General features: G+C 64.9%; 25 protein-coding genes. 11 read left to right on the top strand and 14 right to left on the bottom strand.

Features of this window, described 5'->3' with window-relative positions:
- Nucleotides 1–122: 122 nt before the first annotated feature.
- The 11 genes from ACQ4WO_RS00795 to ACQ4WO_RS00745 are packed head-to-tail and all read left to right on the top strand — an operon-like array spanning nt 123 to nt 10,022.
- On the top strand, nt 123–1,316 hold the full coding sequence (locus ACQ4WO_RS00795; RefSeq protein WP_436479841.1) for a type II secretion system F family protein: 1,194 nt from the start codon (nt 123–125) through the stop codon (nt 1,314–1,316).
- A 10-nt stretch (nt 1,317–1,326) separates the two neighbouring features.
- Nucleotides 1,327–3,024, top strand: a complete 1,698-nt coding sequence (locus ACQ4WO_RS00790; RefSeq protein WP_436479840.1) for a GspE/PulE family protein — start codon at nt 1,327–1,329, stop codon at nt 3,022–3,024.
- Nucleotides 3,011–3,799 carry a hypothetical protein gene (locus tag ACQ4WO_RS00785; RefSeq protein WP_436479839.1) on the top strand — a complete coding sequence of 263 codons (789 nt, stop codon included), beginning with the start codon at nt 3,011–3,013 and terminating at the stop codon, nt 3,797–3,799. The genes ACQ4WO_RS00790 and ACQ4WO_RS00785 overlap by 14 nt, the downstream gene beginning before the upstream one ends.
- Complete coding sequence (locus tag ACQ4WO_RS00780) at nt 3,790–4,332, top strand: hypothetical protein (protein ID WP_436479838.1); 543 nt, start codon at nt 3,790–3,792, stop codon at nt 4,330–4,332. The genes ACQ4WO_RS00785 and ACQ4WO_RS00780 overlap by 10 nt, the downstream gene beginning before the upstream one ends.
- Nucleotides 4,320–4,940, top strand: a complete 621-nt coding sequence (locus ACQ4WO_RS00775) for a type 4a pilus biogenesis protein PilO (protein ID WP_436479837.1) — start codon at nt 4,320–4,322, stop codon at nt 4,938–4,940. Before ACQ4WO_RS00780 ends, ACQ4WO_RS00775 begins: the two co-directional genes overlap by 13 nt.
- Nucleotides 4,937–5,476, top strand: coding sequence for a hypothetical protein (locus tag ACQ4WO_RS00770; RefSeq protein ID WP_436479836.1), 540 nt, complete (start codon nt 4,937–4,939; stop codon nt 5,474–5,476). The genes ACQ4WO_RS00775 and ACQ4WO_RS00770 overlap by 4 nt, the downstream gene beginning before the upstream one ends.
- 17 nt (nt 5,477–5,493) lie before the next feature.
- The gene (locus tag ACQ4WO_RS00765; RefSeq protein WP_436479835.1) at nt 5,494–7,374 is read left to right on the top strand and encodes a secretin GspD/PilQ domain-containing protein; all 1,881 of its coding nucleotides are present in this window, start codon (nt 5,494–5,496) and stop codon (nt 7,372–7,374) included.
- Entirely contained in the window at nt 7,371–7,841 is a 471-nt protein-coding gene (locus ACQ4WO_RS00760) for a type II secretion system protein (protein WP_268747017.1), read from the top strand. Before ACQ4WO_RS00765 ends, ACQ4WO_RS00760 begins: the two co-directional genes overlap by 4 nt.
- A gap of 5 nt (nt 7,842–7,846) precedes the next feature.
- On the top strand, nt 7,847–8,230 hold the full coding sequence (locus ACQ4WO_RS00755; RefSeq protein ID WP_092712201.1) for a type IV pilin protein: 384 nt from the start codon (nt 7,847–7,849) through the stop codon (nt 8,228–8,230).
- The gene (locus ACQ4WO_RS00750) at nt 8,217–8,753 is read left to right on the top strand and encodes a type II secretion system GspH family protein (protein WP_223278877.1); all 537 of its coding nucleotides are present in this window, start codon (nt 8,217–8,219) and stop codon (nt 8,751–8,753) included. Before ACQ4WO_RS00755 ends, ACQ4WO_RS00750 begins: the two co-directional genes overlap by 14 nt.
- A 45-nt stretch (nt 8,754–8,798) precedes the next feature.
- Nucleotides 8,799–10,022, top strand: a complete 1,224-nt coding sequence (locus ACQ4WO_RS00745; RefSeq protein WP_436479834.1) for a M24 family metallopeptidase — start codon at nt 8,799–8,801, stop codon at nt 10,020–10,022.
- Between the two features lie 89 nt (nt 10,023–10,111).
- Here ACQ4WO_RS00745 and ACQ4WO_RS00740 read toward each other — a convergent pair whose 3' ends face one another.
- The 14 genes from ACQ4WO_RS00740 to paaH all read right to left on the bottom strand — a co-directional run bounded on the left by ACQ4WO_RS00740 (nt 10,112) and on the right by paaH (nt 25,986).
- Complete coding sequence (locus tag ACQ4WO_RS00740) at nt 10,112–11,686, bottom strand: methyl-accepting chemotaxis protein (protein ID WP_436479833.1); 1,575 nt, start codon at nt 11,684–11,686, stop codon at nt 10,112–10,114.
- A 59-nt stretch (nt 11,687–11,745) separates the two neighbouring features.
- Nucleotides 11,746–12,150, bottom strand: coding sequence for a type 2 periplasmic-binding domain-containing protein (locus ACQ4WO_RS00735; RefSeq protein WP_436479832.1), 405 nt, complete (start codon nt 12,148–12,150; stop codon nt 11,746–11,748).
- A gap of 10 nt (nt 12,151–12,160) precedes the next feature.
- Nucleotides 12,161–13,423: a hypothetical protein gene (locus ACQ4WO_RS00730; protein ID WP_436479831.1), complete on the bottom strand. Its 1,263-nt coding sequence runs from the start codon at nt 13,421–13,423 to the stop codon at nt 12,161–12,163.
- Between the two features lie 387 nt (nt 13,424–13,810).
- The gene (gene paaZ / locus ACQ4WO_RS00725; RefSeq protein WP_436479830.1) at nt 13,811–15,862 is read right to left on the bottom strand and encodes a phenylacetic acid degradation bifunctional protein PaaZ; all 2,052 of its coding nucleotides are present in this window, start codon (nt 15,860–15,862) and stop codon (nt 13,811–13,813) included.
- Nucleotides 15,863–15,958: 96 nt separating this feature from the next.
- Nucleotides 15,959–16,573 (bottom strand): phenylacetic acid degradation protein PaaY, encoded by a 615-nt coding sequence (gene paaY, locus ACQ4WO_RS00720; protein WP_436479829.1) that lies wholly within the window; start codon nt 16,571–16,573, stop codon nt 15,959–15,961.
- 77 nt (nt 16,574–16,650) lie between these two features.
- A complete protein-coding gene (locus ACQ4WO_RS00715) occupies nt 16,651–17,382 on the bottom strand; it encodes an ABC transporter ATP-binding protein (protein ID WP_436480624.1) in 732 nt (243 codons plus the stop codon).
- A complete protein-coding gene (locus ACQ4WO_RS00710; protein ID WP_436479828.1) occupies nt 17,382–18,137 on the bottom strand; it encodes an ABC transporter ATP-binding protein in 756 nt (251 codons plus the stop codon). The genes ACQ4WO_RS00715 and ACQ4WO_RS00710 overlap by 1 nt, the downstream gene beginning before the upstream one ends.
- Before the next feature lies 1 nt (nt 18,138).
- Nucleotides 18,139–19,143, bottom strand: coding sequence for a branched-chain amino acid ABC transporter permease (locus ACQ4WO_RS00705; RefSeq protein ID WP_436479827.1), 1,005 nt, complete (start codon nt 19,141–19,143; stop codon nt 18,139–18,141).
- Complete coding sequence (locus tag ACQ4WO_RS00700; RefSeq protein ID WP_436479826.1) at nt 19,140–20,018, bottom strand: branched-chain amino acid ABC transporter permease; 879 nt, start codon at nt 20,016–20,018, stop codon at nt 19,140–19,142. Before ACQ4WO_RS00700 ends, ACQ4WO_RS00705 begins: the two co-directional genes overlap by 4 nt.
- Nucleotides 20,019–20,102: 84 nt before the next feature.
- On the bottom strand, nt 20,103–21,254 hold the full coding sequence (locus ACQ4WO_RS00695) for an ABC transporter substrate-binding protein (protein ID WP_070301131.1): 1,152 nt from the start codon (nt 21,252–21,254) through the stop codon (nt 20,103–20,105).
- A 91-nt stretch (nt 21,255–21,345) separates the two neighbouring features.
- Nucleotides 21,346–22,551, bottom strand: coding sequence for a 3-oxoadipyl-CoA thiolase (gene pcaF, locus ACQ4WO_RS00690; protein WP_436479825.1), 1,206 nt, complete (start codon nt 22,549–22,551; stop codon nt 21,346–21,348).
- Between the two features lie 21 nt (nt 22,552–22,572).
- Nucleotides 22,573–23,901, bottom strand: coding sequence for a phenylacetate--CoA ligase PaaK (gene paaK, locus ACQ4WO_RS00685; RefSeq protein WP_128143227.1), 1,329 nt, complete (start codon nt 23,899–23,901; stop codon nt 22,573–22,575).
- Nucleotides 23,902–23,969: 68 nt separating this feature from the next.
- Entirely contained in the window at nt 23,970–24,395 is a 426-nt protein-coding gene (paaI, locus tag ACQ4WO_RS00680) for a hydroxyphenylacetyl-CoA thioesterase PaaI (RefSeq protein ID WP_419177867.1), read from the bottom strand.
- A 22-nt stretch (nt 24,396–24,417) separates the two neighbouring features.
- A complete protein-coding gene (gene paaH / locus ACQ4WO_RS00675) occupies nt 24,418–25,986 on the bottom strand; it encodes a 3-hydroxyacyl-CoA dehydrogenase PaaH (protein WP_436479824.1) in 1,569 nt (522 codons plus the stop codon).
- Between the last annotated feature and the right edge of the window lies 1 nt (nt 25,987).

The following is a 25,987-nucleotide window of genomic DNA, read 5'->3' as shown; positions in this document are numbered from 1 at the left end:
GAACTTTTTTTTGGATTGTTCCTGACCGATGCCTACTTCGACCTTGTCCGCACGCGCTGTCCCCTTTTCACATCACCCCATTTTCACGCCCCAGGCCATCACCATGCTCGCCTGAGCCGACGATGCAGTTCCACCTCCAGGTGCAGGGCCCGGCGGGTAGCCAGGCGCTGGCCATCGACGCCGCCAGCGAGGCCGAGGCGATCCGCGCGGCCGTGCGTGGCGGCTGGCGCGTGCTGGCCGTCGACGCTGGCGCCGCGCAGGACGCGGGCGCCGCGCTTCGTCCCGGCAAACAGGGACTGCCCCTGCTGCAATTCAGCCAGGAGTTGCTGGCCCTGCTCGAAGCGGGCCTGAACCTGGGCGAGGCCATGGCCACCCTGCATAACAAGGAAACGCGGCCAAGCGCAAAGGCCACCCTGGCCGCCATCGTGCTCACCCTGCAACAGGGCCTAAGCTTTTCCGACACCCTGGCCGGTTTCCCCGACATCTTCCCCGACATTTACATCACCACCGTGCATGCGGCCGAACGCTCGGGCAACCTGCCCGAGGCGCTGGCGCGCTTCGTCGGCTACCAGCTGCAGTTCGACGCCATCCGCAAAAAACTCATTTCCGCCGCCATCTACCCGTGCATGCTGCTCGTCGTCGGCGGCCTGGTGACCCTGTTCCTGCTCGGCTACGTGGTGCCCAAATTCAGCGTCGTCTACGAAAGCTCGGGCCGCGAGATTCCCTGGATGTCGCAAATGCTGCTCGGCTTTGGCCAGACCCTGGCCGCGCATCCGCTGCTGTGCGCCGGCGCGCTGGCCGCCGTGGTCGGCGCCGTGGTCTTCGGCATCGCCAACCGCGCCATGCGCATGGCGCTGGTGCTGCGCCTCTTGCGCCTGCCCGTGCTGGCCGGGAAGGCGGCGGAATTTCGCCTGGCCCGCTTCTACCGCGCCCTGAGCCTGCTGCTGCACGCCGGCATCCCCCTGCACAAGGCGCTGGCCATGGTCGCGCCCATGCTGCTGCCGGCGCAGCAGGAGCAGCTGGCGCAGGCCCGCCGCTCGGTGCAGGAAGGCATGCCGTTTTCCACCGCGCTGGAACAGGCCGGCATGGCCACGCCGGTGGCCCAATCGCTGCTGAAAGTGGGAGAAAACACGGGCCGACTGGGCGACATGCTGGAACGCTCGGCCAAGTTCCACGACGAGGAATTCGCCCGCTGGGTGGACTGGGCGTCGCGCCTGCTCGAACCGCTCTTGATGACCATCATCGGCGTCGTCATCGGCGGCGTGGTGGTGCTGATGTACATGCCGATCTTTGAACTGGCCGGGAGCTTATCGTGAGGAGCATGCCATGAACGCACGCGACGAAGAACGGGCCGTGCTCGATGCCGCCATGCTGCGCCGCGCCCACGCCAGCGCGCTGGAACAGGGCCGCCCGCAGATGGCCGTGCTGCAGGAAACGGCGGCCCTGCCGCCCGAAGTCTTTTTGCGCCAGCTGGCCGCCCTGTTCCGCTACCCGGCCTGGACGATGGCCGAGCTGCAGGCCGCCTTGCCCGCATTTGACCTGCTGCCCTACACGGATTGCGCCCAACGCGACTGCGTGCTGCTGCAGCCAGGCGTTCCCGGCGCGCCGCCCGTGCTCGTCATCGGCAACCCGTTTGCCGAAGACTTGCTGCAGTGGGCCGACTTCGCCCTGTCCACGCCCTTCACGGTGGCGCTGGCGCATCCGGACGACCTGGCCGCCTATCTGCTGCAACAAGAAAGCGTGCAGCAGGCGATGCAGGAAATGCAGCATGGGGATGACATTCCAGGGCTGGACCAGAGCATCGAGGACATCTCCCTGATCCGCATCAGCGAGGACAGCAGCCCGGTGGTCAAACTGGTGAACTCCACCATCTACGACGCCCTGAAATTCCAGGCCAGCGACATCCACCTCGAATGCGACGTGGCCAGCCTGGTCATCAAATACCGCGTCGACGGCGTGCTGGTGCAGGCGGGCCAGGTACAGGGGCTGGCGATGGCCGAGCAGATCATCTCGCGCATCAAGGTCATGGCCGATCTCGACATCGCCGAGCGCCGCATCCCGCAGGATGGCCGCTTCAAGGTGCGCGTGAAAGGGGCGGAGATCGATTTCCGTGTCTCCATCATGCCCAATATCTTTGGCGAGGACGCCGTGCTGCGCCTGCTGGACCGGCGCGCGCTGACGGAAGCGGCGCAGGCGCTGCGCCTGGAAAGCCTGGGCCTGAACGAGGACGCCATCGAACAGATCCGCCGCCTGGCCGCCAAGCCGCACGGCATGCTGCTGGTGACGGGACCCACGGGTTCCGGCAAGACCACCACCCTGTACGCGGCCATCACGGAAATCAACACGGGACGCGACAAGATCGTCACCATCGAAGACCCCGTCGAATACCGCTTGCCGCGCGTGCTGCAAATTCCCGTCAACGAAAAGAAGGGGCTGACGTTTGCGCGCGGCCTGCGTTCCATCCTGCGCCATGACCCCGACAAAATCATGATCGGCGAAATCCGCGACGATGAAACGGCGCAGATCGCCGTGCAGGCCGCCCTCACGGGTCACCTGGTGTTTACCACCGTGCATGCGAACAACGTCTTCGATGTGGTCGGCCGCTTCCTGCACATGGGCGTCGATGCCTACAGCTTTGCGGCCGCGCTGAACGGCATCGTGGCGCAGCGCCTGCTGCGCCTCAATTGCGCCCATTGCGCCGTCGACGCCAGCGCCGAAGTGCTGGCCGATGCGCAGCAGCTGCGCGACAGCGGCCTGGCCCTGCACCAGGTGCAGGACTGGCAATTCATGGCCGGCAAGGGCTGCGGCCATTGCCGCGGCACCGGCTACAAGGGCCGCAAGGCCGTCGCCGAAGTCTTGATGCTCAGCGACGCGATGCGCGAAATGATCTGCACGCGCGCGCCCCTGAGCCAGATGAAGGAAGAAGCGGCGCGCAACGGTTTCCGTCTGGCGCGCGAAGCGGGCCTGGACCTGGTGCGGCGCGGCGAAACCACTTTAGCGGAGCTCAATCGTGTCACTTATTGAACGCCTTGCCCGCGCCACCGTGTGCCTGCACCTGGCGCCGCACGGGCTGCACGGCGTGCTGCGCCGTGCCGGCCGTCCCTTGCCCGACAGCGCCTTCCACCAGCCCATTGCGAATCCCGACGCCAGCTGGGAAGTGGCACTGGCGGCCCTGCGCGGCTGGCTCGAACAGGATGGCGGCAAAAAACTGCCGCTGGCCGTCAGCCTGGCCAGCCGCTGGTGCGCCATGCAAATGGTGCCATGGAGCGGGGCCCTGCTTGACAGGGCCAGCGCACAGCGCTTCCTGCACAGCCAGTTCAGCGCCGTGTATGGCGAGGGCGCACGCGCCTGGCGCCTGGCCGCCGACGACGCGCCCTATGGCAAGCCGCGCCTGGCATGCGGCATCGATGCGGCCCTGCTGCAAGGCGTGCAGGATGCGGCGGCAGCGCATGGCCGGCGCTGCCTGTCCATCGAACCGATCGCCGGACCGGCCTGGCGCAGCATCGCCAGTGCCAAGCCTGCCGCCTTAGCCCTGGTGGAAGCGGGCAGGCTGCTGCTGGCAACGACGAGCGGCGGGCGCATCACGGCCCTGCATAGCCAGCCCTGCGACGTCGCCTGGGGTGATGAACTGGACCGGGCGTGGCGGCGCTGGAACTTGCGCGCGCCGCAGCTCGACGCCATCGACCAGGTGGCGCTGATCGACTTGAGCGGCGTGCCGCAAACGAACGTGCCCGAACGCTTCGTGCCCGTCGCCGTGGCCAGCGGCGCCCACCTGATGCGGGAGGCCGCATGGGCCTGAGCCGCCTGGAATTCCTGCCACCCGGCGCAATACAAGCCTTCAAGGGCTGGCGCCTGGCCCTGTGCCTGGCGGGCGGCTTGATGCTGCTGCCGGCCGCCGTGTACTGGCTGGTGCAGGCGCAGGAAACCCGGCGCCTGGAAGCGCAACTGGCGCAGCTGCAGCCAGCGCGTCCCGTGCGCGCCCCCCTTTCGGCGAGCCAGCAGCGCGAACGCGACCTCGAACTGAAACAGGTAGCTGCCGCCGTGCGCCAGCTCAATCTGCCCGTCACCCGCCTGGTCAAAACGGTGCAGGCGCCGCGCGACGTGCGCGTGGCCCTGCTGGGACTGGATCTGAACGCACAGCAGGGACAGGATGGCGCCAGCGTCCTGAAGATCGCCGCCGAAGGGGAAACGCCGCAGGACATGCTCAATTACCTGGCCTTCCTGAACCAGCAGCCCATGTTCAGTTCCGTGTATCTGCTCAAGCACGAGATGAATGCGAACGCCCCCGAACACCCTTACCGTTTTCAGCTGGAGGCGCAATGGCGGCAATAAAACCCGTATTGAAAGCCGGCACGCCCGTGGCCCGCGCACGCCTGCAGCTGCATATGCCGCCGCGCCTGGCGTGGGAAGCGCAGCGGCTGTGGCGCATGCTGGGCTGGCCCAGTGCCATCGGCGCAGCCTGCCTGGCGCTGGCCGCTTTCGCCATGCAGCAGGGCGATGCCTTGGGCACGCGCCAGCAGCAACTGGCGGCGCAACTGGCCACTGCCGCCAGACAGGCAGTGCTGCCGCCGGCACCCGTCACGCTCGATGCGGATGCCGACAGCCTGGCCGCCTTTCACGCCTACCTGCCCGCGCATGACAGCATTCCCGACCAGTTGAAGGCCTTGCTGGAAGTGGCGCAAAAGAGCGGCGTCACCCTGGCCAAGGCCGACTACAAACCGCAGGAAGACGGCAACACGGCCTTTTTGCGCTACCAGATCACCCTGCCCGTCAAGGCCGAATACGCGCAGCTGCAAACCTTTATCGTCGACGCCCTGCAGGCGCTGCCCACTCTGACGCTCGACTCCGTGCTCTTCAAGCGCGAGCAGATCGAGGCGGGCGAGATCGACGCGCGCATCCAGTTCATCCTGCTGGTGAAGAAGGCGGAGGTGCGCCGATGAAAAAAGCCGTACTCGGAGGCGCCGCCGTGGCGACCTTGGTGGCCGCCCTGTTCGCGCCAGAGGACGAAGGCAGTATCGTGGGACCGGCCACGGCCACCACGCGCCAGGTGGAGCGGGTGGCGCCGCCCCCCCTCGTCGTCGCCACTGCCGCTCCGCAAACCAATCGCGCACTGGCCATCGAACCGCGCCGGGGCCTCGACGACGAGGAAGCGGCCACCCTGTTCGCCAAGCAAAGCTGGCAGCCGGAGACGCCGAAAAAGATCATGCTCGACCAGCAGGCGGCCCAGGCCGCGCTGCCTGCCGCCCGCGTCGACGCGAACGCGCCGCCACCGCTGCCATTTCAATTCCTGGGCCGCTTTGTCGATGAAGGCAAGGCGGCCTACTTCCTGCAAGCGGGCGAACGCAACGTAGTGGCGCGCCCCGGCGACACGCTTGAAGAGCGTTACCGCTTCGACGGCGTGGTGCAGGGCGCCCTGCAATTTACCTATCTGCCGCTCAACCAGAAACAGACACTCGCCGTAGGGGACCTCAATTGAAACGATGCGCCGCACGTATGTCTCGTAATTTCATCACCCTGCTGCCGATGCTGTCCCTGCTGGCCGCCTGCGCCGGCAACCAGGCCTACAACGATGGCCAGGCCATGCTGGGCGCGGGCCGCACGGAACAGGGCCTGGCCCTGCTGGAACAGGCGGCGCAGGCCGAACCGAGCAACGCCAAGTACCGTATCGCCGTCACGAATGGCAGGATGCGCGCGCTGAACAAGCTGAATGGCCGCGCCGAGGCGCTGCGCCAGCAGGGCAGGCTGCCCGAAGCGCTGGCACTGTACCAGCAGGCGTTGGCGCTGGACGCCAGCAACGACGTGGCGCAGCGTGGCCTGGCCGGCGTGGCGCAGGATGAACAGCACCGCAAGCTGGTGCAGGAAGCGCAGGCCAGCTACCAGCGCGGTGGCGAAGCGAATGTCGCGCAGGCGCAGGAAGCCTTGCGCCATGTGCTGCAGGAACGCCCCGCGCAGCGCGAGGCGCTGGCCCTGAAAAGCCGCATCGGCGAAGCGCAGTCGAAAAGCCTGCCGGCCGACGGCAAGCTGGCGGCCGCCTACAGGAAACCAGTCACCCTCGAGTTTCGCGACGCGCCGCTGCGCTCCGTGTTCGATTTCATCAGCAAGGTGTCGGGCCTGAACTTCGTCTTCGACAAGGAAGTCGACCCGGCCCTGCGCGCTACCATTTCCGTGCGCGACACCAGCATCGAAGAGGCGATTGCCATGCTGCTGGGCGCGAACCAGCTGGAGCAAAGCGTCACCAGCGACAAGTCGATCACGATCTACCCGAACACGCCGCAAAAGGTGAAGGATTACCAGCAGCTCGTGGTGCGCACCTTCTTTCTGGCCAATGCGGACGTCAAAACGGTGGCGTTTTCCATCAAGACCCTGCTCAAGGCCAAGGACGTCGTCACCGATGAACGCCTGGGCATCATCATGCTGCGCGATACGCCGGAAATGGTGCGCATGGCCGAGCGCATCATCAACGTGCAGGACCTGGCCGACCCGGAAGTGATGCTGGAAGTCGAGGTGCTGGAAGTCAAGCGCACGCGCCTGATGGAACTGGGCGTGCGCTGGCCGGACCAGGCCAGCCTGACCTTGGCCGGCGTCGCAGGCAGCACGGGAGGCCTGGGCGGCCTGAAGGTGGCGGACCTGCACCGCATCAATGGCGACAATATCAACCTGGGCATCGGCGGCGTCACCCTGAACGCCAACAAGACGGATAGCGACAGCAATATCCTCGCCAACCCGCGCATCCGCGTGCGCAACAAGGAAAAAGCCAAGATCCTCATCGGCGACCGCGTGCCCGTCATCACCGTCACGACGAATAACGGCGTCAGCTCCGACAGCGTCAACTACATCGACGTGGGCCTGAAACTCGACGTGGAACCGAACGTCTACCTGGACGACGAAGTAGCCATCAAGATCAACCTGGAAGTGTCGAACGTCGTCAAGGAAGTGATCAGCAAGACGGGCACGCAGGCATACCAGATCGGCACGCGCAGCGCGTCCACCGTGCTGCGCCTGAAGGATGGCGAGACCCAGGTGCTGGCCGGCCTGATCAGCGATGAAGACCGGGGCACGGCCAACAAGGTGCCGGGCGTGGGCGAACTGCCCGTGCTGAACCGCCTGTTCGGCAGCCAGAAGGACGACGCCATGCGCAGCGAGATCGTGCTGTCGATCACGCCGCGCCTGCTGCGCAGCATCCGCCGCCCGGACCTGATGACGGCCGAATTCAATTCCGGCACCGAGGCATCCGTGGGCGGCCGTGCCAGCGTGGGCGGTTCTCCCGAAGCGATCGCCGCGCCCGAGCAGGCCGCGCCACGCACCGGCTCGCCCATGACGGGCGGCGACGAAGCGCCCGCCGCCGGCGAAAAATCAGGCAAAGGTGGCCAGTGAAACCAAGGGGATTTACCTTCATCGAGCTGATGATCACCCTGGCCATCATGGCGACCCTGGCCACGGTGGCCGTGCCGATGGCGCAGGTGGCCTTGCAACGGTCCAAGGAACAGCAATTGCGCAGCGCCCTGATCGAGATGCGCGAAGCGATCGATGCCTACAAGCGCGCTTCGGACAATGGCCGCATCAAGCTGTCGCTGGGCGCCTCCGGCTATCCGAAAAAACTCGAGGAACTGGTCGAGGGCGTGCCCGACCAGCGCAGCCCGTCCAAGCAGAATATCTATTTCCTTCGCCGCTTGCCGCGCGACCCGTTCCAGCCCAGGGAAGAAGGCAGCGCGGCGGACAGCTGGAGCAAGCGCGCCTATGCCTCGCCGCCCGACAATCCCAGCGAAGGCGAAGACGTGTTCGACGTCGCCTCGCGCTCGACCAAGGTGGGCCTGAACGGCGTGCCGCTCAATCAATGGTGAACCCGATGCCTGCCTCTTCTCTACGCCGCGGCTTTACCCTGGTCGAACTGCTGGTGGTGCTGGCGATCATCTCGCTGCTGCTGACGATCGCCATCCCCCGCTATTTCGGTTCCGTGGAAAAGTCGAAGGAAGTCGCCCTGAAGGAAAACCTGCAGGTGCTCAGGAGCGGCCTCGATAAATACTATGCCGACAAGGGCGAGTATCCGGCCGCGCTGGCCGACCTGGTGACCCACCATTACTTCCGCAGCGTGCCGCTCGATCCCGTCACGGAATCCGCCGCCACCTGGCAATTGATCCCTTCGCCCAATGGCGAGATCGGCGGCGTGGCCGACGTGCGCAGCGGCGCCAAGGGCAAGACGCGCGAGGGCATCCCCTTTGAGCAGCTCTGATTTTCGGCGCCGCGCACGGGGCTTCGCGTATATCTGGACCCTGATGCTGGTGGCCTTCATGGGCGTGGGCCTGGTATTGGCCAGCGAATTGCATGCCACGGCCGCGCGACGCGACAAGGAGCGCGAGCTGCTGTTCATCGGCCATGAATTCCGCAATGCGCTGGGCCGCTACTACGACAGCACGCCGGGCGACGGGCGGCCCCGCTATCCATTGACCCTGCAGGAACTGCTGCGCGACCCCCGCTTTGCCAACGCCCGGCGGCATCTGCGCCGCGTGTATGCGGATCCCGTCACGGGCAAGGCGGAATGGGGGCTGCTGCGGCAGGAGGGACGCATCGTCGGCATCCATTCGCTGTCGCCGCAACTGCCCATCAAGCAGGACAATTTTCTCGACGAAGACGCCAGCCTGCGCCGCAAACAGCGCTACGCGGACTGGCACTTCACGTATCCGCACGACCTGGTCCTGGCCCCGCCCGATGCGGCCGGCGGCGCGCCCGGGCTCAAGCCGAAAGGCGCGAACTGATATCATGCCCGCATTCCATATTCAGCATCGAACAAAGGAGCAGGCATGAGCATAGGTGGCACTTCCATCGAACAGGCATTGGCATCGCTGTCGGACATGACGGGCGGCATGGTCGCCATCGGCAAGGACGAACATGCGCAACGCATCGCCAGGGCGCAAGCGTTCATGCGCCAGCAGGGCATCGCCGCGATCTACCTGAACGCGGGCGCCAACCTCACCTATTTCACGGGCACCAAATGGTATGCCAGCGAACGCATGGTGGGCGCCATCCTGCCGGCCAGCGGCGACATCGAATATATCGCCCCCGCGTTCGAGGAAAGCACCTTGCAAGGCTTCATGCTCATCGAAGGCCGTGTCAATTGCTGGGAAGAGCATGAAAGCCCGTATCAGCTGTTCGTCGACGTGCTGGCGCGCATGGGCGTGGCTCAGGATGCGGCTGCGCCGCCGCGCGTGGGCATCTGCGAAAGCGCCGCCTTCTTCATCTACGACGGCATCAAGCCGCTGGCCCCCGGCTATGCGCTGGAAAACGCGCGCGCCGTCACGGCCTACTGTCGCAGCCGCAAGTCCCCGGCGGAAATCGCCCTGATGCAGCGCGTGATGGACATGACCCTGGCCGTGCACGTGGCCACGGCCAGCATGCTGGTCGAAGGCATCACGACGGTGGAAGTGGAAGAATTCATCCAGCGCGCGCACCGCAAGGTGGGGGCGCCCCGCTCGTATTTCTGCATCGTGCTGTTCGGCGAGGCGACGGCTTATCCGCATGGCGTCAACTACGTGCAAACCCTGAAGGCGGGCGACACGGTGCTGATCGACACGGGTTGCCAGGTGATGAACTACATCTCCGACATCACGCGCACCTATGTGTTTGGCGCCATCAGCGAACGCCAGCGCAGCGTGTGGAACAGCGAAAAGGCCGCGCAGGCCGCCGCCTTCGCCGCCGCCCGGCTGGGCGTGCCCTGCGGCGACGTGGACCGCGCCGCCCGCGTGTCACTGGAGGCAGACGGCTACGGCCCCGGCTACAAGCTGCCAGGCCTGCCGCACCGCACGGGGCACGGCATCGGCCTCGATATCCACGAGTGGCCTTACCTGGTGGGCAATGACACCACGCCGCTAGACGTGGGCATGTGCTTCTCGAACGAACCAATGATCTGCATCCCCGGCGAATTCGGCATCCGCCACGAAGACCATTTTTACATGACGGAAACCGGTCCGCGCTGGTTCACCCAGCCGGCGCACAGCATCGACGATCCGTTCGGGCTGCAGGTTTAAGCCGGGTGTTGGATTACGCTGCGCTAATCCAACCTACGCACACACCAATGCCCGGTAGGTCGGATTAGCGCCTGGCGCGTAATCCGACATCACCGCAACGCCAGGTACGCCGCAGGAGCACCTTGCGCGTAATCCGACACAGCCCCGCCCTGCGCCAGCTTGAACACGGCCAGCGCCGTGCCCAGCTGCACGGCCTGTTCCTGCAGCGACTCTGCCGCCGCCGACGCTTCTTCCACCAGCGCGGAGTTTTGCTGCGTCATCTGGTCCATGCTGCCGATGGCCACGCCGATGTCGCCGATGCCGGCGCTTTGCGCCTGGCTGGCGGCGCTGATCTCGGCCATGATGTCGGCCACCTTTTTCACGGAATCGACGATGTGGCCCATGGTCAGCCCCGCCTCGTCGACCAGCTTCGAACCGACGTTCACCTTGGCCACCGAATCGCCGATCAGTTGCTTGATCTCGCGCGCCGCTGCCGCGCTGCGCTGCGCCAGGTTGCGCACTTCGGACGCCACCACGGCAAAGCCGCGCCCCTGTTCGCCGGCGCGCGCCGCTTCCACGGCCGCGTTCAAGGCCAGGATGTTCGTCTGGAAGGCGATGCCGTCGATGACGCCGATGATGTCGACGATGCGCTTCGAGGAATCGTTGATCTCGCCCATGGTGGTGACCACCTGGCTGACCACTTGCCCGCCCTTCACGGCCACCGACGATGCCGACACCACCAGTTCGTGCGCCTGGCCCGCGTTGGCGGCGTTGTCGCGCACGGTGGAAGTCAGGCTGTCCATGCTGCGCGCTGTCTGATCCAGGCTGCCCGCCTGCGATTCCGTGCGCGCGGCCAGATCCGCATTTCCCTGGGCGATTTCCGCGCTGGCCACCTGGATGGTTTCGGCCGACGCCTTGATACCGGACACCATGCCGGCCAGCCGGCCACGCATCTCCTTTAACGCCGCCAGCAGGCTGGCCTGGTCGCCCGCCTCGGTCACAATGTGCATCGAGAGGTCGCCATCGGCCACGGCGCGCGCGATCTGGCGCGCGTATTCGGGTTCGCCGCCCAGCTGCTGCCAGATGGCGCGCACGACGAAATGCGAGACGGCCACCAGGCAGACGATGACGGCCAGCGCCACGGCGATGCTGGTATTGAGCGCATTGCGCACATTCGCTGCGCTGCGCTCGATGCCCTGCTTGAATTGCAATTGCGCCTGTTCGTTGGTCTTTGCCAGGTCCGTGTTGAGCACCGCCAGCGCGCCCTGCATGCGCGCCACGGTCGCTTGCGGGTCGCCCTCTTCCATTTCCAGCATGATGCGCGCCGCGCTCAGTGCCGGCGCATAGTAGGCATTGAATTCCCTGGTCAGGCGCTGGCCCTGCTCGCGCTGGCCGGGAATCGCCGCAAAGGCGGCCAATTTTTCGCGCAGCTTGACGGCCTGGCCGCCGACTTGCCCGATACGCTCCTTGTCGCCTTCGCTGACGGCGTCGCGCAGGGCGTCACCGATGGCGGCCACGTCCAGGGTCAGCGACTTCGCCATGTCGAGCACGGGATAGTCGGCGCTTTCGGTAGCGTGGATGGAATTGAGCGTGGCCGTGGACAGATAGGCGCTGACGGCCAGCCCCAGCCCGAAAATCACGGCCGAGACGGCAGGCAGCGCCCATATCTTGCGTTTGATGCTCATTGCTGTCTCCTGATGGTATGTGTACCGGGCCGCCGCATGGTACGCGGCCCGGGCCGGCTTTATGGCGCCGTCAGCACCACTTTGACGCTGGCGTCGACGGCGCTCTTTTCGATATAGCCGATGGCTTTCGGATCGGCGGCCACGGCCTTCTTCACGTCGGCGCTATTGGCCACTTCCTTCGGCAAGGTGGCCTTGCCCGTGAAGACCAGCTTGGACCACAGGGCCTTTGCTTGCGACGGTTCCTTGTCCGTCACCTTCTTGTAGAACTCGGCGCGCACAGGAGCACTTTCCGGCTGGTCGATCGGCGTCATGGCCGTCGATTTGCCGAGGAAGAATTGCGCCACCTGTTCATTCGTCATGGCGCCGGCGGCACTCTTCGGATTGACCACCACGACCACTTCGGCCATGGCGGGAACAGCGGTCGACAGCGTCAGCAAGGCAGCCGCAAAAATGTAAGGTTTCATGCGGCGCTCCTTAGAAAACGAAATCGATGGCGGCGGCAGCCACCGTGACAGGGCCATGGAAGCCTGGCTTGGCTTGCACGAACAGGCCCGGGCCATTCTTCGGTCTGATGCGGTCGATCTGCACTTTCAGCGCGGCCGAACGGTGGAAATCCCAGCGCACGCCGATGCTGTCCGTCGATTGCTCGAGCTGGTTGCGCGTGGTGGCCAGGGTATCGACGCCGGCCGACAGGGCGCGCAGGGTCGGCGTGCAGGCGGCCGGATAACCGGCCGGGCAGGATGCGGGCACGGTGTTGTTCACGCGGCCATCGGCTTTCAGGCTGGCGTGGCTGTAGTAGGGCAAAAAGGCGCCGATGCGGTAGCCGCCCATCACGTACCACGAGGTGCTGTCGCTGACATAGCTGTCCGTCTTGCGCTTCGCATATTCGGACTGCAGCAGCACGTTGTTCCAGTCCAGGCCCAGCCCCACGGACGTGAATGACGCCTTCTTGTCCTTGACTTCCAGCGCATCGGCCAGGGCGCCCAGCTGGGCGATCCTGTAGCCGCTGCCGGCCGCGCGCAAGCTGCCCATCAAGGTGTTCAGGCTCGGCGAATCGTTGATCGTCAGCTTGGTCTCGGCACGGCCGAAGCGCACGGTGACGGGACCGTGCTCGGCCACCACGTTGAGGGCGACAATGGACTTGCCTTCCACCTGCACGGTCGAAGCGGGGCCCGTGGCCAGGGTGGCCTTGGTGCGGCCCAGCGCCAGCTGCGTCGTGACGCTGGTGTCGCCCGCGCTGAACTGGTAAGTGCCGTCGATGCCGTCGATGCTGTTGAGGGGAACCTGCGAATACATTTCGCCGGGTGGACGCAGCATGGTGTTGGCATAGCCGACGTTGCGGTAATCGGAAATCATGAAGACGGGCAGGCCCATGCGGCCGACGCGCACGCTGAAGCTGTCCGATACCTTGGCCTTGGCGAAGGCCCACGCCAGTTCGGCGCCGAAATCGTCCTCGCCGTCCTTGCGTGCCAGGCCCTGCACGGTGGCCGACAGCCATGGATTGACGGTGACATTGGCCTGCAGTCCCAGGTTGGAATCGACGCCCGTGCGGGCAGTGCGGCCGGCGCCGGCAGCCTGGTTCGGGCGCGCGAACTGCGCGTTATCGGTATCGGTCATGGTCAGGGCGGCAGTACCGTAACCGCTGATCTTGACCGCGGGGCCGGTGGGTTCTTCGGCATAGGCATGGCTGATGGCCAAGGGCATGGCCAACAGGAAAAGCAGGACGTGTTTATTCATAGTAATTAAATACCCGTAGCGGTGAACGTGGAGTTGGGCTCGAGGTCGATGGCTCACCGGCCGTAAAAGGCCGGGTCCGTTTTTTCGCGCCGCCATCGCTTCGAGGAGCGTGCATGGCGGCGTGACCAGTGAGTAAAACCATGCTACAGAGAAAAGGTTTTACGTTGGAAAGTTTTCTTGAGGCAATGAGCGAATTCGCCTCTTTTCACGAAAAAAGCACGCGTTCTAGAGGGGTTTATCTAAATAGCACGCCGTGCGAAACCACACTTACGCTATATTTTTCATACACTTATGGATAATTCAAGACGAAAAGAACTGGAATAAAAAAAGCGCCGCCCGCGCGAAGATCGCGGGCGGCGCCGTTCACATCAGTGCTGCAGCAGACGCTTATTCGCGCTTCGAGACCAGGGTCAGAATATCGTAGCTGGCCACCAGTTCCTCGTTCTGGTTCGTCACCTGCACGTCCCACGCGACCACGCCCTGGCCCACGCCAAAGACGTCCTTGCGGTTGCGGTCGACCTTGCGCTTGCACGTCAGGCGGGCGCGGATGGTGTCGCCAATCGCCACCGGCGCGACGAAGCGCAGGTTGTCCAGGCCATAGTTGGCCAGCACGGGACCGACGCCAGGCGAAACGAACAGGCCGGCGGCGGCCGACAGCACGAAGTAGCCGTGGGCGATGCGCTTGCCGAACTGCGATTCCTTGGCCGCGATTTCGTCGAAGTGCATGTAGAAGAAGTCGCCCGAGATGCCGCCGAAGGCGACGATGTCCGCTTCGCTGACGGTGCGGCGGTGCGTGAGCAGCGAGTCGCCCGTCTTCAAATCCTCGAAATGCTTGCGGAACGGGTGGATCGGGCTTTCGTTGACGTCCGCGCCGCGCACGTACTCGCCGGTGATGGCCGCCAGCATGGTCGGCGAGCCTTGCACGGCCGCCCGTTGCAGGTAGTGGCGCACGGCGCGCACGCCGCCCAGCTCTTCGCCGCCGCCCGCGCGGCCAGGGCCGCCGTGCTTCAGTTGCGGCAAGGGCGAGCCATGGCCCGTCGAATCGACGGAAGCCACGCGCTCGAGCACGTGCACGCGGCCATGCGTGGCCGCCACTTGCGGCACCACGCGCGCGGCGATCTTCGGATCGCGCGTCACCAGGGTGCTCACCAGGCTGCCCTTGCCGCGCGCGGCCAGAGCCAGCGCTTCGTCGATATCGTGGTAGCCCATCATGGTGCTGACGGGGCCGAACGCTTCCACATCATGCACGGCGTCGTTGCCGAAGGCGTCGCGGCACATCAGCAAGGTCGGCGAGAAGAAGCTGCCGTCAAGGGCGCCATCACCGAGGGGACTGAAACCGTCGGCCGCGCCGAACACCACCTCGTTACCCTGCGACAGGGTGGCGACACGTTCAGCCACGTCGTTCTGCTGCTCTTTCGACGCCAGCGCCCCCATGCGCACACCTTCGATGGATGGATCGCCCACCACCACCTTGGCCAGGCGCTCGCGCAGGCGCGTGCCGACGGCGTCCATCAGGTGCTCGGGCACGATGATGCGGCGAATCGCCGTGCACTTCTGGCCCGACTTGCCCGTCATCTCGCGCACGACTTCCTTGACGAACAGGTCGAATTCCACGTCGTCGGGCGTGACGTCCGGCGCCAGGATGGCGCAGTTGAGCGAATCGGCTTCGCCATTGAAAGGCACGGACTGGGCGATCAGGTTCGGATTGGTGCGCAGCTTGGCGGCCGTGGCGGCCGAACCCGTAAAGGTGACGAAATCCTGGCCATTCAGGCGGTCCAGCAAGTCGCCCGTGGAGCCGATCACCAGCTGCAAACTGCCGGCCGGCAGCAAGCCCGATTCATGCATCATGCGCACGACGGCTTGCGTCAGGTAGCTCGTTGCCGTGGCCGGCTTGGCGATGCAGGGCATGGCCGCCAGGAAGCTGGGCGCGAATTTTTCCAGCAAGCCCCAGACGGGGAAGTTGAAGGCGTTGATGTGCACGGCCAGGCCGCCGCGCGGCACCAGGATGTGCGTGCCGGCGAAACCGCCCTTCTTGCCCAGCGCGATGGCCGGGCCTTCGTGCAGCACATTCGACGACGGCAGCTCGTGGCTGCCCATGCTGGCGTAGGCAAACAGGGTACCCGTGCCGCCTTCGATGTCGACCCAGCTGTCGGCGCGCGTGGCGCCCGACAAATGCGAGATCGCATACAGCTCTTCCTTGCGCTCGACCAGGTACAGGGCCAGCGCCTTCAGGCGCGCGGCGCGCTGCTGGAAGTCCAGCGCCATCAGGCCCAGCACGCCCGTCTTGCGCGCATACGTGACGGCTTCGTCGAAGTCGATCTTTTCCGCATGCGTGTGATAGATGACGCGGTTGTTCAAGGCGCTGTGCAGGGGCACGGCGGCGCTGTCGCCCAGCCAGCGGCCGGCGATCAGGCTTTGCAGGGTGGATATTTGAGCCATGTGGTTTCTCCGTAAAACGAGGGTGTGGTGACGTTGGTGGTAGTGTCGGATTACGCGGGGCGCTGCCCCGCTAATCCGACCTACGTCCATATTGGTTTACTGCGCCGCTGCGTTCTTGTGCAAGTGCAGCGGCAATGCGGATTCGAAATTCAGGCGCTGGCGGCCGGCCTCGACTTCCGTCAGGGCTTCCACCTCGCGCATCGTCTGCATGGAGCGCACGGCCAGTTCGTGGTACTGGCCCGTGCCCGAGCTTTTCCATTGGATTTCATCATCGGTCAACGCGCGGATGATCCTGGCGGGCGTGCCCACCACCATGCTGCGCGGCGCGACGATCATGCCCGCCTTGACGAAACTCATGGCCGCGACGATGGATTCCTCGCCGATGACGGCGTTGTCCATTACCACCGCGTTCATGCCGACGAGCGCATTGCGGCCGATGCGGCAACCGTGCAGCACGGCGCCATGGCCCACATGGCCGTCGACTTCAACCACCGTGTCGCAGCCGGGAAAGCCGTGCATGACGCACGTGTCCTGCAGGTTGGCGCCTTCTTCCAGGATCAGGCGGCCAAAGTCGCCGCGGATCGAGGCCAGCGGGCCGATATAGCAGCGCGGACCGACGATCACGTCGCCGATCAGCACGGCCGACGGGTGCACATAGGCGCTGGGGTGGACGACGGGGGTGACGCCGTTGATTTCGTAGACTTTGACCATATTGCTCTCCAAAACATTATTGCCAGCCGTAGCGGCTGACGTCGGATTACGCGCAAGCGCTAATCCGACCTACGTCATCACATACCCAAGTAGGCGCTCTGCACCTGCTCGTTATGCAGCAATTCGGGACCGGGACCGGACAAGGTGATGGCCCCCGTCTCGATCACATAACCCACGTCGGCAATCGACAGGGCCGCATGCGCGTTCTGCTCGACGAGGAAGATGGTGATGCCCTGGTCGCGCAGTTCGGCCACGATGCGGAAGATTTCCGCGATCAGCAAGGGTGCCAGGCCCATGCTCGGTTCGTCGAGCAGCAGCAGTTGCGGACGGCCCATCAGCGCGCGCGCCATGGCCAGCATCTGCTGCTGTCCGCCCGATAGCGTCCCGGCCAGCAGCAAGCGCTTTTCCTTCAGGATCGGGAACAGGCCGTACATGCGCTCCATGTCACCGGCCACGTCTTGCGGCGGACGGGTAAACGCGCCCAGGCGCAGATTGTCTTCCACCGTCATGGGGCCGAATACTTGGCGCCCTTCCGGCACCTGGCAAATGCCGACGCGCACGCGCTTGTCGGCGCTCATGCGGCTGACGTCCTGGCCGGCGAAGGCGATGCTGCCGGCGCTGATCGGCTGCACGCCGGAGATGGCCCGCAGCAGGGTCGTCTTGCCGGCGCCATTCGCGCCCACCAGCGCCACCAGCTGGCCCTGGCGCACTTGCAGGTCGATGCCGTGCAAGGCCTGGATGCGGCCATAGTGGCTGGTCAGGCCGGCGATATCGAGCACCAGCGGTGTCTGAGGTTTTTCCATCTTCATCATGCCGCCACTCCCAGATATGCCGCCACCACGTCGGGGTTCGCGCGCACTTCGGCGGCGGTCCCTTCGGCCAGCTTCTTGCCATAGTCGAGTACCAGGATATGGTCCGACAGATTCATCACCAGTTTCATGTCATGCTCGACCAGCACCACCGTCACGCCCGATTGCGCCACCTTGCGGATCAGGGCTTCGATCTCGCCTGTCTCCGTGTGGTTCAAGCCGGCCGCCGGCTCATCGAGCAGCAGTACCTTCGGCTTGGCTGCCAGCGCGCGGGCGATTTCCAGGCGCTTCAATGCGCCGTACGACATCTGCCCCGCCTCGTCATCGACATGCCGGCCCACGCCGACGAATTCCATCAGGCTGGCCGCTTCATCACGGCAGGCCGCATCGGCGCGGCGCACGGACGGCAAACGCAGCATGGAGGCGAACAGGTTCTGGTTCAGCCGCAGATGCGCACCCACCATCACGTTGTCGATGGCCGTCATGTTCATGCACACCTGCAGGTTCTGGAAGGTGCGGCTCATGCCGCGCCGCGCCAGCGCATCGGGCGACATGGCGGCCACGTTCTCGCCATTGAGCAAAATCTCGCCCCTGGTCGGCGTGTAGACGCCGGTGATCAGGTTGAACAGAGTCGTCTTGCCGGCCCCGTTCGGCCCGATCACGGAGTGGATATTGCCTTCCTTGACGGTAAAGCTGACGTCCTGCACCGCGTGCACGCCGCCGAAGCTCTTGCTCAGGTTGTTAATCGTCAGCATCTCAGACCTCCTGTGCCGGTGGTTTTGCCGCGCCTTCAGGGGCTTTGGGTGCCTGCGGCACCCCTGCCCGCTTGCGCGAACGGCTGGCCAGGCTCGGTACCAGGCCCTTGGGCATGAAGATCATGGTCGCCATCAGGATCACGCCAAACACCACCGTTTCCCAGCCTTCAAAACTGGACAGCAGCTGCGGCAGAATTGTCAGCAGCGCCGCACCGATGATGGAACCGAAGATCGATGCCATGCCGCCCACCACCACCATCGTCACCAGCTCGATCGAGTGGAAGAAGCCGGCCAGGTTGGGCGTGATGAACCCGATGTAATGGGCGCTGATGCTGCCCGCGATGCTGGCAATGACGGCCGACAGCACGAACACGCGCACCTTGAAGCGGGTCGTATCGACGCCGACGACGCGGGCCGCCACTTCCGAACCGTGAATCGCTTGCAGCGCGCGGCCGACGGGCGAGTCGATCAGGTTCAGGGCCAGCCACGTGACCAGCAACAGCAGTACGGCGCACACCAGGTACCACGATTTTTCACCGGCGATTTCCAGGCCGGCGACACTGAAGGCGGAGACGCCGATGCCGTCCGGGCCACCCGTCCACTGCGTCTCGTTGTTGATGACGATGGAAATGATGATGCCCAGGCCCAGGGTGGCCATGGCCAGGGTATGGCCCTTGAGTTTCAAGACGGGGCGGGCCAGCAGCAGCGCCAGCAGTCCCGTGGCGATGGCGCCGGCGACCAGGGCGGCCAGCGGCGGCCAGCCGTAGTGCGTGGTCAGCACGGCCGACGCATACGCGCCCAGGCCATAGAAACCCGCGTGGCCGAGGCTGATCTGGCCCGTGTAGCCCATCAACAGGTTCAGGCCGATGACGACGATGGCGTTCAGCGCGATGCGGATCGCCACGTCATAGTAGAACGCGTTGGTAAGGAACAGGGGCAGGATGGCCAGGATCAGCGCCAGCACCAGCAGACCGCCGTGGCGCGAGCGGGTAAATAAATTCTTCATACACGCTCCGAATTTTTAGCGCCAAACAAGCCTTGCGGCAGGAAGAACAGGATCAACAGAATCAGCACGAAGGGCACCGCGTCTTTATACGCCGACGAGATGTAGCCGGCCGTCATGGCTTCGGCGATGCCGAGGATCAGGCCACCGGCAATCGCGCCCGCGCCGCCACCGAGGCCACCGAGAACAGCGGCGACAAAGCCTTTCAGGCCCAGCATGATGCCCGCGTCGTAGGACGTGTAAGTGATCGGTGCGACGAGGATGCCGCCGGCAGCACCCAGCAGTGCCGACAGGCCGAACGAGAACAGCAGTACCTTGCGCGTGTTGATGCCCACCAGTTGCGCGGCCAGCTTGTTGTGCGAGGTGGCAAGCATGGCCTTGCCCATCAGGGTGCGACCGAAGAACCAGCCCAGCACCAGCACGATGATGACCGTCACGCCCAGCACCCACAGGCTTTGCGGCAGCAGGCTGGCGCCCAAAAATTCGATCGGCGCGTCGCCGGAAAACGCTGGCAGCGAATGCGTATCCTTGCCCAGCCAGATTTGCACGAGGCCGCGAAGCACGAGCGAGGCGCCGATGGTGATGATCAACAGCGTGATGACCTGCGCGTTTTGCGCCGGCTCGATCACGGTTTTTTCCATCAGCAGGCCAATGATGCCGGTGGCGATGACGGCCACAATGATGGCCACTGGCAGCGGCACGCCGGCGGCCGACATCACGGCGGCCAGCATCCCGCCCAGCATGATGAATTCACCTTGTGCGAAATTGATCACGCCGCTGGTGTTGTAGATGATGGTAAAGCCCAGCGCCGCCAGCGCATAGGCGGAACCGACCGTCATCCCGGAATACAGAAATTGTAGAAATTGTGCGACTTCCATGGTGTCTCCAATATGTTCGGCGATGCGCGGGCCGCTTCGGGGGCGGCCTCGCGCAGGTACTTCTGGCTTACCTTGTTTCGAACATCACTTCGACAATTGCCATTCGCCGTTCTTCACTTCCACCATGCGGAACGCCGACAGATCCAGGCCCATGTGGTCTTTGGCCGACATGTTGAAGACACCGGTGGTGCCCACAAAACCCTTGGTCGATTCCAGCGCCGCGCGCACTTTTTCGCGGTCCGTGCCGCCGGCGCGCTTGATGGCGTCCACCGACAGGTTCAGGGCGTCGAGCGCATAGCCGCCAAAGGTCGATGGATCGATCTTGTAGCGGTCTTTATACGTCTTGTCGTAGCCGACGACGACTGCCTTCTGGGCGTCGCTGTCCGGCAGCATGGCACCGATCAAGAGGGCTGGCGTTGGCAGGCGCACGCCTTCGGCGGACTTGCCCGACAGTTTCAGGTATTCGTCGGACGCCACGCCATGCGACTGGTACAACGGCAGCGCGGCCATGCCCAGCTGGCCATAGTTCTTGGTCACGACTGCCGGCCCCTGGCCCAGGCCGAAAACGAAGACGGCTTGCACACCCTTGGTGTTCTTGATGCGGGTCAGCTGCGCCGTGATGTCCGTGTCTTTCGGGCCGTAGGTTTCGTCAGCCACCAGGGTGATGCCGTATTTCGAGGCGACGATTTGCGATTCCTTGCGGCCCGAGGCGCCAAAGCCGCTCGTTTCCGACAGCAGGCCCACCTTGCTGATGCCGCGTTTCTTCATGTCCTCGAACACCTTCTCGGCCGCCATGCGGTCCGTATGCGGTGTCTTGAAGACCCATTTCTTGACCGGGTCGATGATCACCACGGCGCCCGCCAGCGAGATGAACGGCATGCTGGCGCGCTCCACCAGCGGCGCCATTGCCATCGTCGCGCCGGTGGTCGTGCCGCCGATCAGCACATCGACTTTGTCGGACTCGATCAAACGCTTGGTAAAGCCGTTGGCCTTGGCCGCATCGCTGCCGTCGTCGTAATGCACGAGTTCCAGCTTGCGTCCCAGGACGCCGCCGGCCGCATTGATCTTCTCGATGTACAGCTGCAGGGTTTTGAGTTCAGGGTCGCCCAGGAAGGCGGCCGGTCCCGTGACGGACAGCACGGAACCGATCTTGATGTTCTCGGCCGCATACGCACCCGCTGCGGACATGGCCAGCACGCCGGCGATCAGGGTTTTCTTGAAGATATTGGCAATCATTATGGTCTCCACCAGGTTGGCACTACGGTCAATTTTGGTTGGCGCTTTTCTTACAAGCCTGCGCCTTTTGTTTTTACTTAGCTTTACGCGTTTATACGCGTTCAATCACGACAGCAATCCCCTGCCCCACGCCGATGCACATGGTGCACAGCGCATAGCGCCCGCTAGTCCGCTCCAGCTGGTTCAGGGCTGCCATCACCAGGCGCGCGCCCGATGCGCCCAGCGGGTGGCCGATGGCGATCGCGCCGCCATTCGGGTTCACGTGGGCCGCATCGTCCGCCAGGCCCAGGTCGCGCGTGACGGCCAGCGCCTGGGCCGCAAACGCTTCATTGAGTTCGATGACGTCCATCTGCTCGATAGTGAGGCCCGTTTGCGCCAACACCTTGCGCGACGCGGGCGATGGGCCAAAGCCCATGATGCGCGGCGCCAGGCCGGCCGTGGCCATGCCCAGCACTTTTGCGCGCGGCGTCAATTTGTATTTATCGACGGCGGCGGCGGACGCCAGCAAGATGGCGCAGGCGCCGTCGTTCAAGCCCGATGCATTGCCGGCCGTGACTGTGCCATCCGGCTTGACCACGCCCTTGAGCTTTGCCAGCATCTCCAGCGAGGTATCCGCACGCGGATGTTCGTCGCTGGTGACCATCTTCGGATCGCCCTTTTTTTGCGGCACGGCGACGGGCACGATTTCGCGCTCGAACACACCGGCAGCGTGGGCGGCGGCCCAGCGCTGCTGGCTGCGCAAGGCCAGGGCATCCTGGTCGGCGCGGCTGATGCCGAACTCCACGGCCACGTTTTCCGCCGTTTCCGGCATGGTGTCGATGCCGTACTGCGCCTTCATCTTGCCGTTCACAAAACGCCAGCCCAGGGTCGTGTCCTCGATTTTCGCCGCGCGCGAAAACGCGCTATCGGCCTTGCCCATCACGAAAGGCGCGCGCGTCATGCTTTCCACGCCGCCGGCAATGATCAGCTCCGCTTCGCCAGCCTTGATGGAGCGGGCAGCCATGCCCACGGCATCCAGGCTGGAACCGCACAGGCGGTTGATGGTGTTGGCCGGTACGGCCGCCGGCAAGCCGGCCAGCAGCGCGGCCATGCGGCCCACGTTGCGGTTGTCTTCGCCCGCCTGGTTGGCGCAGCCGTAAAACACGTCGTCGATGGCGGACCAGTCGACGGACGGGTTGCGGGCGATCAGCGCGGCGATCGGCAGCGCGCCCAGGTCGTCCGCGCGCACACTGGCCAGGGCGCCGCCGTAGCGGCCAAACGGGGTACGTACGACGTCACAGATAAAGGCTTCGTTCATGTTTGCTTCCTTGTCGGGCTATCAGGAGAAAATCTTCGGGCGCTGGTCGACCACGCGGCGGGCCTTGCCCGTCAAGGTGCGTTCGATGCCGGCAGCGGCCACCAGGCGCACGCGCGTGCTCACCCCCACGTGGGTCTTGATGCGGTGTTCCAGTTCGCGCGCCAGCGCGTCCGTTTCGCTGGCCGAGATGGTGGCGGTCAGGTCGATGCGCAGCTCGGCGATCACTTCCAGTTTGTCGAGGTGGCCGTCGCGCGTGACCACCAGCTGGTATTGCGGCGCCAGACGCGGCATCTTGAGGATCAGCTCTTCGATCTGCGTGGGAAAGACGTTCACGCCGCGGATGATCAGCATGTCGTCGGAACGGCCCGTGATCTTGCCGATGCGGCGCATCGAGCGCGACGTCGGCGGCAGCAAACGGGTCAGGTCGCGCGTGCGGTAGCGGATGATGGGCAGCGCTTCTTTCGACAAGGAGGTAAACACCAGTTCGCCCTCCGCGCCGTCCGGCAGCACTTCGCCCGTTTCCGGGTCGATAATCTCCGGGTAAAAATGGTCTTCCCAGATGACGGGGCCGTCCTTGCTCTCGATGCACTCGGACGCTACGCCAGGGCCCATCACTTCGGACAGGCCATAGATGTCGACGGCGTCGATGCCGGCGCGCGCCTCGATTTCAGAACGCATGGCGTCCGTCCACGGTTCGGCACCGAAGATGCCCACCTTCAGCGACGATTCCGCCGGGTCCAGGCCCTGGCGCGTGAATTCCTCGATGATGTTGAGCATGTACGATGGCGTGACCATGATGATCGATGGCTTGAAATCCTGGATCAATTGCACCTGCTTTTCCGTCTGCCCGCCCGACATCGGGATGACCGTGCAACCCAGGCGCTCGGCGCCGTAGTGCGCGCCCAGGCCACCCGTGAACAGGCCGTAGCCGTAGGAGATATGCACCATGTCACCGGCGCGCCCGCCGCCTGCACGGATCGAACGCGCTACCACGTTGGCCCAGGTATCGATGTCGTTTTGCGTGTAGCCGACCACCGTGGCCTTGCCCGTGGTGCCGCTCGACGCGTGGATGCGCACCACTTGCTCGCGCGGCACGGCGAACAGGCCGAACGGGTAATTGTCGCGCAAGACTTTTTTATCGGTGAACGGGAATTTGGCCAGGTCCGCCAGGGATTTGAGGTCGTCCGGATGCACGCCCGCTTCGTCAAAAGCGGCGCGGTAATGGGGCACGTTGTCATACGCGTGCTTGAGCGTCCATTTCATGCGTTCGAGCTGCAGCGCCTGCAGTTCATCCTTGCTGGCGCGCTCGATCGGCTCGAGGTCATTCGGGGAAGGCGTACGTTGGACCATCATTGTCTCCTGAATCGTTTCTATCACTGTGTAATTGCTACCGGCAGTTCAAACCTGCTCTTGTCACTTCAATTGCTAATCACTTCACCGGCCACGCGGATCGACTTGCCGCGGAAGAGCGCAATGGCACGGCCTTCCTGATTGCTGACCTTGACGTCATAGACGCCGCTCTTGCCCGCCAGCGCCTGCTCGACGGCGTGCGCCGTCAGCACGTCGCCCTCGCGGCCCGGCGCCAGGTAGTCGATGGTGCAGCCGGCGCCCACGGTGTTCATGTTGTAGCTGTTGCAGGCAAAGGCGAAGGCGCTGTCGGCCAGGGCGAAGATGAAACCGCCGTGGCAGGTCTGGTGGCCGTTGAGCATGTCGGCGCGCACCGTCATCGTCATGCGCGCATGGCCGGGGCCCACGTCGGCCAGAGCGATGCCCATGGCGGCGGTGGCGTTATCGCGCGACAGCATCGAGGCGGCGGCCGCTTCGGCCAGGGCTTGCGCGGTCATGTTGTGGTCCTTATTTGACATATCATTCGGCATGAAACGGTGCTCCATTGGCGAGTTTTCGGCGCAGCAGCGGCGAGACCCGGTAGCGGTCTTCGCCATAGCCCAGCGCCAGGTGCTGCAATACGGTGACGATGTGCTGGACGCCGACGGCATCGGCCCAGGCCAGCGGTCCGCGCGGATAATTGACGCCCTTCTGCATGGCGATATCGACGGCGGCCACCGTGCACACGCCCTGATTGACGGCGTCGGCCGCTTCATTGGCCAGCATGGCGACCGTGCGCATGACGGCCAGGCCAGGCACGTCGTCCAGGCGCGTGACGATGAAACCGGCCGCCTGGAACAGGCCGACGACGGCCGCGTAGGCGGCGTCGCTGCACTGGTCGGCACGGGCCACGGCGATACGTTTGGCACCGGCGTAATCGAGCGCCAGGTCGAACAGCACCGTATCCGGATGCTGGTTGTCGTGCGCGCGCTGGGTGGCGCTGCGGCCATCGGTGAGATAAATCGCGGCGCCATGGCAATGCAGGGCCGGCGCTTCGTCGTGCGCCTGGCCTTCCTGCATCACGCGGCGGCTGACGGTGATGCCGGCCTGCTCCAGCCGCTGCACCAGGCTGTGGATGATGCCGCTATGGCCACGGCCATCGCCGCCGATGGCGGCCGACAGGGCGACGAATTCCGGTGTCGGCCGCGCGCTCTCCGCCTGCGCCACAGGCGCGCTGGCGCCTTCGCCGTACGGGTAAAAGCCGCGGCCCGATTTGCGGCCGAGGAAGCCGGCGTTGACCATTTCCTGTTGCAACACGGAAGGCGTGAAGCGCGGGTCACTGAAGTAGGCGCCGAACACGGATTGCGTGACGGAGAAATTCACGTCATGGCCGATCAGGTCCATCAATTCGAAGGGCCCCATGCGGAAACCGCCCGCTTCGCGCAGCACCGCGTCGATAGTGGCGGCGTCGCCGGCTTGCTCGTTCAACAGGCGCCAGCCTTCCGCATAGAACGGACGGGCGACGCGGTTGACGATGAAGCCGGGCGTCGATTTCGCATGCACGGGGTTCTTGCCCCAGGCGATGGACGTGTCGTAGACGGTGGCGGCCACCTGCTCGCTGGTGGCCAGGCCACTGATCACTTCAACCAGCGCCATCAGGGGCACGGGATTAAAGAAATGCATGCCGACCAGGCGCTCCGGGCGGCGCAGCTTGGCGGCAATCGCCGTGACGGAAATCGACGAGGTATTCGTCGCCAGGATGCAGTCGTCGGCAACGAGTGCTTCGAGTTCGGCGAACAGGCCGCGCTTGACGTCGAGGTTTTCCACGATCGCTTCCACCACCAGGGCGCAATCGCTCACATCGGCCAGGCTGCCGGCCGCCTGCAGGCGCGCCGTGGCGGCGGCCGCATCGCCTTGCGTCATGCGGCCCTTTTCGGCCAGCTTCGAGTACATTTTCGCAATGTCGGCCAGCGCCTTGCTGACGGCTTCCGCGCGCGTGTCGTACAACTTGACGCGGTAGCCGGCAGCTGCGGCCACCTGCGCGATGCCGGCGCCCATGGCGCCGCTGCCGATGACGGCGACGATACTGTTGTTGTCCAAAGCTGCCATA

Source organism: Janthinobacterium aestuarii, assembly GCF_051380835.1.
GTDB lineage: Bacteria > Pseudomonadota > Gammaproteobacteria > Burkholderiales > Burkholderiaceae_D > Janthinobacterium > Janthinobacterium aestuarii.
This window is presented reverse-complemented; position numbering and strand designations above follow the sequence as displayed.

What these genes read in the sequence shown, in the direction of transcription:
- ACQ4WO_RS00795 (WP_436479841.1), top strand. Translation starts at nt 123, where the DNA reads ATGCAGTTCCACCTCCAGGTGCAGGGCCCGGCGGGTAGCCAGGCGCTG.
- ACQ4WO_RS00790 (WP_436479840.1), top strand. Translation starts at nt 1,327, where the DNA reads ATGAACGCACGCGACGAAGAACGGGCCGTGCTCGATGCCGCCATGCTG.
- ACQ4WO_RS00780 (WP_436479838.1), top strand. Translation starts at nt 3,790, where the DNA reads ATGGGCCTGAGCCGCCTGGAATTCCTGCCACCCGGCGCAATACAAGCC.
- ACQ4WO_RS00775 (WP_436479837.1), top strand. Translation starts at nt 4,320, where the DNA reads ATGGCGGCAATAAAACCCGTATTGAAAGCCGGCACGCCCGTGGCCCGC.
- ACQ4WO_RS00770 (WP_436479836.1), top strand. Translation starts at nt 4,937, where the DNA reads ATGAAAAAAGCCGTACTCGGAGGCGCCGCCGTGGCGACCTTGGTGGCC.
- ACQ4WO_RS00765 (WP_436479835.1), top strand. Translation starts at nt 5,494, where the DNA reads ATGTCTCGTAATTTCATCACCCTGCTGCCGATGCTGTCCCTGCTGGCC.
- ACQ4WO_RS00755 (WP_092712201.1), top strand. Translation starts at nt 7,847, where the DNA reads ATGCCTGCCTCTTCTCTACGCCGCGGCTTTACCCTGGTCGAACTGCTG.
- ACQ4WO_RS00745 (WP_436479834.1), top strand. Translation starts at nt 8,799, where the DNA reads ATGAGCATAGGTGGCACTTCCATCGAACAGGCATTGGCATCGCTGTCG.
- ACQ4WO_RS00740 (WP_436479833.1), bottom strand. Translation starts at nt 11,686, where the DNA reads ATGAGCATCAAACGCAAGATATGGGCGCTGCCTGCCGTCTCGGCCGTG.
- ACQ4WO_RS00735 (WP_436479832.1), bottom strand. Translation starts at nt 12,150, where the DNA reads ATGAAACCTTACATTTTTGCGGCTGCCTTGCTGACGCTGTCGACCGCT.
- ACQ4WO_RS00730 (WP_436479831.1), bottom strand. Translation starts at nt 13,423, where the DNA reads ATGAATAAACACGTCCTGCTTTTCCTGTTGGCCATGCCCTTGGCCATC.
- paaZ (WP_436479830.1), bottom strand. Translation starts at nt 15,862, where the DNA reads ATGGCTCAAATATCCACCCTGCAAAGCCTGATCGCCGGCCGCTGGCTG.
- paaY (WP_436479829.1), bottom strand. Translation starts at nt 16,573, where the DNA reads ATGGTCAAAGTCTACGAAATCAACGGCGTCACCCCCGTCGTCCACCCC.
- ACQ4WO_RS00715 (WP_436480624.1), bottom strand. Translation starts at nt 17,382, where the DNA reads ATGAAGATGGAAAAACCTCAGACACCGCTGGTGCTCGATATCGCCGGC.
- ACQ4WO_RS00710 (WP_436479828.1), bottom strand. Translation starts at nt 18,137, where the DNA reads ATGCTGACGATTAACAACCTGAGCAAGAGCTTCGGCGGCGTGCACGCG.
- ACQ4WO_RS00705 (WP_436479827.1), bottom strand. Translation starts at nt 19,143, where the DNA reads ATGAAGAATTTATTTACCCGCTCGCGCCACGGCGGTCTGCTGGTGCTG.
- ACQ4WO_RS00700 (WP_436479826.1), bottom strand. Translation starts at nt 20,018, where the DNA reads ATGGAAGTCGCACAATTTCTACAATTTCTGTATTCCGGGATGACGGTC.
- ACQ4WO_RS00695 (WP_070301131.1), bottom strand. Translation starts at nt 21,254, where the DNA reads ATGATTGCCAATATCTTCAAGAAAACCCTGATCGCCGGCGTGCTGGCC.
- pcaF (WP_436479825.1), bottom strand. Translation starts at nt 22,551, where the DNA reads ATGAACGAAGCCTTTATCTGTGACGTCGTACGTACCCCGTTTGGCCGC.
- paaK (WP_128143227.1), bottom strand. Translation starts at nt 23,901, where the DNA reads ATGGTCCAACGTACGCCTTCCCCGAATGACCTCGAGCCGATCGAGCGC.
- paaI (WP_419177867.1), bottom strand. Translation starts at nt 24,395, where the DNA reads ATGACCGCGCAAGCCCTGGCCGAAGCGGCCGCCGCCTCGATGCTGTCG.
- paaH (WP_436479824.1), bottom strand. Translation starts at nt 25,986, where the DNA reads ATGGCAGCTTTGGACAACAACAGTATCGTCGCCGTCATCGGCAGCGGC.